General features: G+C 57.5%; 4 protein-coding genes and 1 pseudogene. 4 read left to right on the plus strand and 1 reads right to left on the minus strand.

The window, feature by feature from the left end; all coding sequences use genetic code 11:
• A pseudogene (locus F6X37_RS35085) lies at positions 1-226 on the minus strand (hypothetical protein); the annotation flags it as partial.
• A gap of 1,880 nt (positions 227-2,106) precedes the next feature.
• Here F6X37_RS35085 and F6X37_RS35090 point away from each other — a divergent pair.
• From F6X37_RS35090 to F6X37_RS35105, 4 genes are all read left to right on the plus strand, one after another.
• A complete protein-coding gene (locus F6X37_RS35090) occupies positions 2,107-2,751 on the plus strand; it encodes an SCO family protein (protein WP_187614586.1) in 645 nt (214 codons plus the stop codon).
• 17 nt (positions 2,752-2,768) lie between these two features.
• The gene (locus tag F6X37_RS35095) at positions 2,769-4,727 is read left to right on the plus strand and encodes an RICIN domain-containing protein (RefSeq protein WP_187614587.1); all 1,959 of its coding nucleotides are present in this window, start codon (positions 2,769-2,771) and stop codon (positions 4,725-4,727) included.
• On the plus strand, positions 4,727-5,161 hold the full coding sequence (locus F6X37_RS35100; RefSeq protein WP_187614585.1) for a hypothetical protein: 435 nt from the start codon (positions 4,727-4,729) through the stop codon (positions 5,159-5,161). The genes F6X37_RS35095 and F6X37_RS35100 overlap by 1 nt, the downstream gene beginning before the upstream one ends.
• A 456-nt stretch (positions 5,162-5,617) precedes the next feature.
• Positions 5,618-6,065, plus strand: a 448-nt coding sequence (locus F6X37_RS35105) for a Wzz/FepE/Etk N-terminal domain-containing protein (RefSeq protein ID WP_262420155.1), incomplete at its 3' end; no start/stop codon positions are given.

Genomic DNA, 6,065 nt, shown 5'->3' on the forward strand with positions numbered 1-6,065 from the left:
TCATGAAGTCCCACGAAACGCCGAGGCGAACCGTACCCACGCCCAATCCGGCAATCAGATCCAGGTCCTTTGAGCATTCGCTCAGCGCCGTCTGATCCGCACTCCAGAGATTGCAGTTCACGTCCATTGCAAAACGGTCGTTTCCGCTTCCGGTGGGCGGCGGCTGCAGCGCCGCGAGTTGCTGGGCGGTGGCGGCGGTCGAAGTCGTCTGGGAGAACGCTGGCATCGATTGCCCGCACAACAGGGCTAAAACGGCGAATAGTGAGTAGAGTCTGAGTTTCATGGCTTAGCTATAAATTGCTACTGACCGGGGATGGGCCGAGAACGTTGGAATTACGTTTGCCGATGACCATCAGTTCCTGAAGCGATGGCATACGTAACGCAAACACGTCAAACGCGTGAGTCAACGGTCGCTGACATCACGATTGAAAATGCTCTTGCACGGGATACGCGGGTTTCGTATCGATCGTCGCGAAACGGTTCAATCGCCTTGTCCCGCCCGTTGCACCAGGGCGCGGTTATAAGGCTGACCGTTCGCCTGAACCGGCGGAGAGCCATTGTCGGGGGGCACTACGCCGTTGCTGTACGGATCTGTAGCCGCGTTCGCGACTGTGTCGGCAGGGAGGGAGTTGGCGGTCACGGACGCGGTACTGCCATCATCGTTTGTTTCACCGCCACAACCTGCAAGGCTTAGTACGCCTGCGATGAATGCAAGCGCCGAAGCAGCTTTTGCGATCTGGGGAAGCCGACGAAATGACGGTTTCAGTCTTGGAGAGAGTCTGCTGAAGAAGGACATCTGTCTATCAAGGCCGATGGAACCTGGCCGCTAAAACGAACAACGTTCGCGTGATAAGGACGTCGCCACGAAAAAATACGCAACAACACGAAGTACAACTGACTAATGATCGGCTTTTGTCAAGAGCCGCCCGCTGCCGCACTCGCGTGGGGCACTAATCGCGTTTTAATCTTCAGATTTAATGCGACCTACTGAAAACCCGCTTTCATCATTTTCAATCGGAAGATTCGGTAATTCGTCGCAAATTGCGAAGTTCCTCCAATCGAATCAAAATCGACAAGGTTTTCCCTGAGTAATCTGATGAATACGAATGATACAGAATTGGAACAAATCTTGCGCCATCGGGCGTAACTAAGCGTAACAACGAAATTTGTGCTACGTGAGCCTATCGGCAACGCGTCCCTCCTCCCTTCCACGCTTATCCAGAGGCGTTCTCGCGCCCGAGTTTGCGATTCACAAAGCAACAAAAAAACCGTTACAAAATTGTTACTTGTCGCTTTTAGACAGTCGGGGCACTTTAATTTCCGCCAATGTATGGTTCTTATCGGGATAGCTCGGGACCTAATTAAATGCTAATTAAATGTCTCGGTATGGTTTTAGAAAGAAACTAATGCTGCCGAGGCATTTATATGGGCCGCACCGGTCGCATCAAATAAATCGCGGAATGCGAATTTTGCCACGGTTTGACTTTGTGCTTTGGAACAAGGAGACGGCCGGGAGCCAACGGCGCGGAACCTGCATATCATCGCCAGCGAAACACGCGCAATGGCTCGCCGTGGTCGCGGCGAAACTCGAAGCCGCCGGAACACCGGCGCTGCTTGCTATTCGCCACCGCGGACTTGCCATCGCGCCGATGCTGAGGCCTTGTTGGGCAACGCCTTCGTTGTAGGAGCAGGGCTTGGCAGTTCGGTAACGGTCAGCCGAGTCTCTTCGGCCAGGCCGGCCTGGTCCGCCTGCCTGACGCGTCTTGCCGCCACGTTTGAGCGCGCAATCCATTTTCGCGACTTCGCCATTTCCGCCGCCTCACGACGAATCTCAGGACGACATGGTTTTGCTCGGGCTTTCTAAAACACCCAGTTTTTGAAGTTTCATTGTTATGTGGCCGACCTCACAAAGCGGAGCAAATCACGGGCCTGACGCTGTAATTTTCCGGAAGGTTCTCTGCTACGCTCCCGAATGCCGTTGATTCGCAATTAGAAAGCGAACGTAGCCGTCGCGCGACTCGTGCGCATTATCGCGTGGGTAACACGCAATAAAAGATGGCGACGAATGGTTCTGCGAGCCATTACACGTTGCGGGAGATCATAGTCATGTTCCATCAACACGCGCCGACTCGCGCGACGTTGCGTGCGTGCGCGCCGGTCCGAAGTCCGGGACGCCGCGCGCTGCTGCGTGGCATATCGGCCGCGGCGTTAGCCGGCGTTTCTTTTCCGCTATACGCGCAGCACGCAAGCATAGGACTCGTCACGCCGCCCATTCGTCTCGACGACTTCTGGGTGGTCGATCAAAGCGGCCAGAAACAGTTGCTAACCGACCTGTTGCGTCAGAAAGTGACTGCGTTGCAGACGATTTACACAGGATGCACTTCAGTTTGTCCTTTGCAGGGTGCACTGTTCAGCACCGTTCAGCAACGGATATCGCAGTTACAGCACCGCTACCCCGTTCAGTTGGTGTCGATCGGAATCGATCCGCTTTCCGACTCGCCGCCCGCGCTGCACGCATGGCTCATGCGCTTCCAGGCCGGACCCGAATGGCGGGCGGCCACGCCGACGTTGCAGGACGTCGACCGGATGCGCAGAGCGCTTTCGGGCAGCACCCTGCCACTCGGCAACATTGCCGATCATTCGACCCAAATCTACTGCTTCGATGCGAACGCAATGTTGCGCTGGCGAAGTGACGACCTGCCTCGCGCGGATCAAATTTGCGATGTACTGGGCGCATTAGGGCGTGTGTAACCTACTGGACTGAGGCTATGTCACAAAACCGATCGTTTAGGATCCTCTCGCAATTGTTCGACAGGTACGTGAAAGCGTTGCTGCTGATCACATTCATGGCGGCGCTTTCGATGTTCTCCACAGCTGCCGACGCGCAGACATCGAGCACGCTCACCGTCAACGGCACGACCTTGTGCGCCGACGTGAACGCTGAATCGAAGACGCCTGGCGCCTCGGTTATCGAGTGGACGTGCAATGGCGGGAATAACCAGCACTGGACACTGACGCAGAACAACGGGCTTTATCAGTTCGTCAACGTCAACAGCAACCTTTGCCTCGACATCTACGGTGTCAGCATGGATGCCGGCGCTGGGGCGGACCAGTGGACCTGCAATGGCCAGGCGAATCAAAGCTTTCAGCTGATCCCGCAAGGTGGCGGCTTTGCAATCGTCGCGTCGCAGAGTCACCTGTGTCTGGCTGCTGCCAGCCTCACGGCGCAGGGCTCGCAGATCACGCAGCAGGCTTGCAGCGGAACCGCTCTGCAGACGTGGCAGATCAGCGGCATGACCGCGAAAACATTGCCGGCGAAGTGGACTACACCCTATAACCTGTCGATCGTGCCGGCAGCTGCGGCGAATCTGCCCGATGGCACCGTGGTAGTGTGGTCCTCCGACCAGAAGCTGGACTTTACGGCTGGCGAAGTGACTCCCGGCAACACATACACCGCAATCTTTAACCCGACTACCGGCACGAGCAAACAGGTTCTCGTGTCGAATACCGGCCACGATATGTTCTGCCCGGGCATCGTCAATCTTCCGGATGGCCGTATTTACGTCACTGGTGGCTCGAGCAGCGACGCGACGAGTTTCTACACGCCTTCGACCGGAAAATGGTCGTCAGGTCCTCTAATGAATATTCCGCGCGCCTACCACGGCAGCGTAACGTTGAGCAATGGCAACGTATTCCTGGTGGGCGGCTCGTGGAACGGAGGCGAGGGCGGCAAGACCGGCGAAACCTGGTCGCCGAGTACCGGTTGGCAGGTCAATAGCGCCATTCTCGCCGACTACATCCTCACGAATGACGCGGCTGGCATTTTCCGCTCCGACAATCATGCATGGCTGTTTGCGGTGGCAAATGGGCGAGTCTTCCACGCCGGTCCGAGCGTTGCCATGCACTGGTTCGATACCGCCGGCGCGGGCAGCGTGACGCCTGCCGGCAACCGGGGCAGCGATACCGATGCGATGAACGGCAACGCCGTTATGTACGATATCGGCAAGATCCTGGCTGTAGGCGGTGCGCCGAGCTACGAGTATGCCAACGCGACTGCGGACGCCACCCTAATCGACATCAGCAGCGGCACCGCGGTGACGCAAACGCTTACGCCGATGAATTACCGCCGCGCCTTCAACACCAGCGTGGTCTTGCCGAACGGTCAGGTGGTAGTCCTTGGTGGAGAGGCGTACCCGATAACGTTTTCGGACGACACCGCCGTGCTGGCGCCAGAGTTGTGGGACCCTACCACCAAGACTTTCTCGGTGCTCCCGCCGCAAGCCGTGCCGCGTAACTATCACAGCATCGCACTGCTGTTGTCCGACGGTCGCGTACTGAGTGGTGGCGGTGGACTGTGCGGAACCTGCTCGACAAACCATACGAACCTCGAAATACTGACGCCGCCGTACCTGCTCAACGCGGACGGCTCGGCGGCAACACGACCGACCCTCACAGCCGCGCCCACTACGGCACAGCTCGGGACATCGATCGCCGTAACGGGCAGCAGTGGCATCAAGGCCTTTGCGTTGATGCGCATGTCTTCGTCGACCCACGCGGTCAACAACGAGCAGCGGCGGGTACCCGTGACTTTCACGGTAGGAACGGCGGGCGAATATCTGATCAATATTCCTTCCGATCCGGGTGTCGTCGTGCCTGGCTACTACATGCTGTTTGGCCTGAACGCGAAGGGCGTGCCGAGCGTTTCGCGCACGGTGCAGATCCAGTGATGGCGTTACGGTCACGGCGAACCGCGGCGCGTGCGCTGGCGCTGGCGCTGGCGAACATCACGTATGTCGCGCATGGCGCGCCGCTTTGTGAGTCGAACGATCTCGGGTGTTCGATCTTCAACGGGCAGCATTCGGTTGAGGCGCAATTGCGCGACGACGATCGTCTGTTGCCCGGCTCGATCACCCGTTGTGCGAACTGCCATTCGCAAACCGGCTCGAGCGACGCATTCGCACCACCCTTGACCGCCGGCAACCTGTTTCCTGCGAAGAGTCGAAGGGACGGTCCGGCGAGCAGTTACGATCAGGCAACGTTCTGCAGGGCGCTGAGGGAAGGCATCGACCCGGTCAACGTGATGTTGCGCAAAGCCATGCCTCACTACCGGATATCCGAGACCGAGTGTGCGGCGCTCTGGCATTTCGTTACGAAGCGCTAGCACCTTTGCGTGCGGTTGCGCGAATTCGGCGCCGTTTGCTCCACCAGCTTTTGTCGGTGTTTTCACGCTATACGGGCGCTTGTTCGAAATGATCGAAATAGTGACATCGCAATTGCGCACGACCCCGTTGGTGCGAAAAACGCGAATGTGTGGCAGCGTACGGAGGTGCGGCAAGCCGTCAGATAGGCTGCGATGACTTCTGCTATGAATAACTCGATTTCTGTTTGCTGGCGCAATACATCGGATGCGGAAAAATTAGAAGTCTGCGCCAGACCCGGCGGAAGTCTCTTTTAGACCATAAGACGATTCATTTCGAGCACGCTTGCGAGCAGGACTGACGTACTCGGCCTGTGCCTCCGATTTCAGCCGTGACAAAAAGCGAGATCTGGCAACGCCGCATCGCCTGCACATTAAATCGAGCTTCCATCCTTTTCGTACACCCGCCCTGGGGTTTCGATGAATCAGAACTCTCTGCTTACGAATGCTGCTGTGCTCCGGAATAACGATGTAAGTCTTTCGCGTTATTTCGACGTTCTAATGGCCAACCGCTGGCTGGTCGGTGGAATCGCCGGCGGCGTGCTCGCCGTGGGCGTGGCCTACGCGTTTATCGCGCCGTCGGTGTACCAGGCCGATATTCTCGTGCAGGTTGAAGACAGCATTCCGACCAACAATTCAAAAAGCCCGCTGGGCGACGTCTCCAGCATGTTCGACGTCAAAACAGAGGCGACGGCTGAAATGGAAATCCTGCAGTCGAGAATGGTGGTCGGAAAAGCGGTCGACGATCTGCACCTCGACGTCAGCGCAAAGCCGAAGCGCTTTCCATTGATCGGAGACTGGTTGGGCCGGCAAGCCCGGAGTCTTTCCGAGCCAGGGATCTTTGGATTTGGCGGATATGCATGGGGCG

Origin of the sequence: Paraburkholderia sp. 31.1, from assembly GCF_014397645.1 — a bacterium.
GTDB lineage: Bacteria > Pseudomonadota > Gammaproteobacteria > Burkholderiales > Burkholderiaceae > Paraburkholderia > Paraburkholderia tuberum.

Coding starts and splice junctions, on each gene's coding strand:
- F6X37_RS35095 (WP_187614587.1), top strand. CDS start 2,769: ATGTCACAAAACCGATCGTTTAGGATCCTCTCGCAATTGTTCGACAGG.
- F6X37_RS35090 (WP_187614586.1), top strand. CDS start 2,107: ATGTTCCATCAACACGCGCCGACTCGCGCGACGTTGCGTGCGTGCGCG.
- F6X37_RS35100 (WP_187614585.1), top strand. CDS start 4,727: ATGGCGTTACGGTCACGGCGAACCGCGGCGCGTGCGCTGGCGCTGGCG.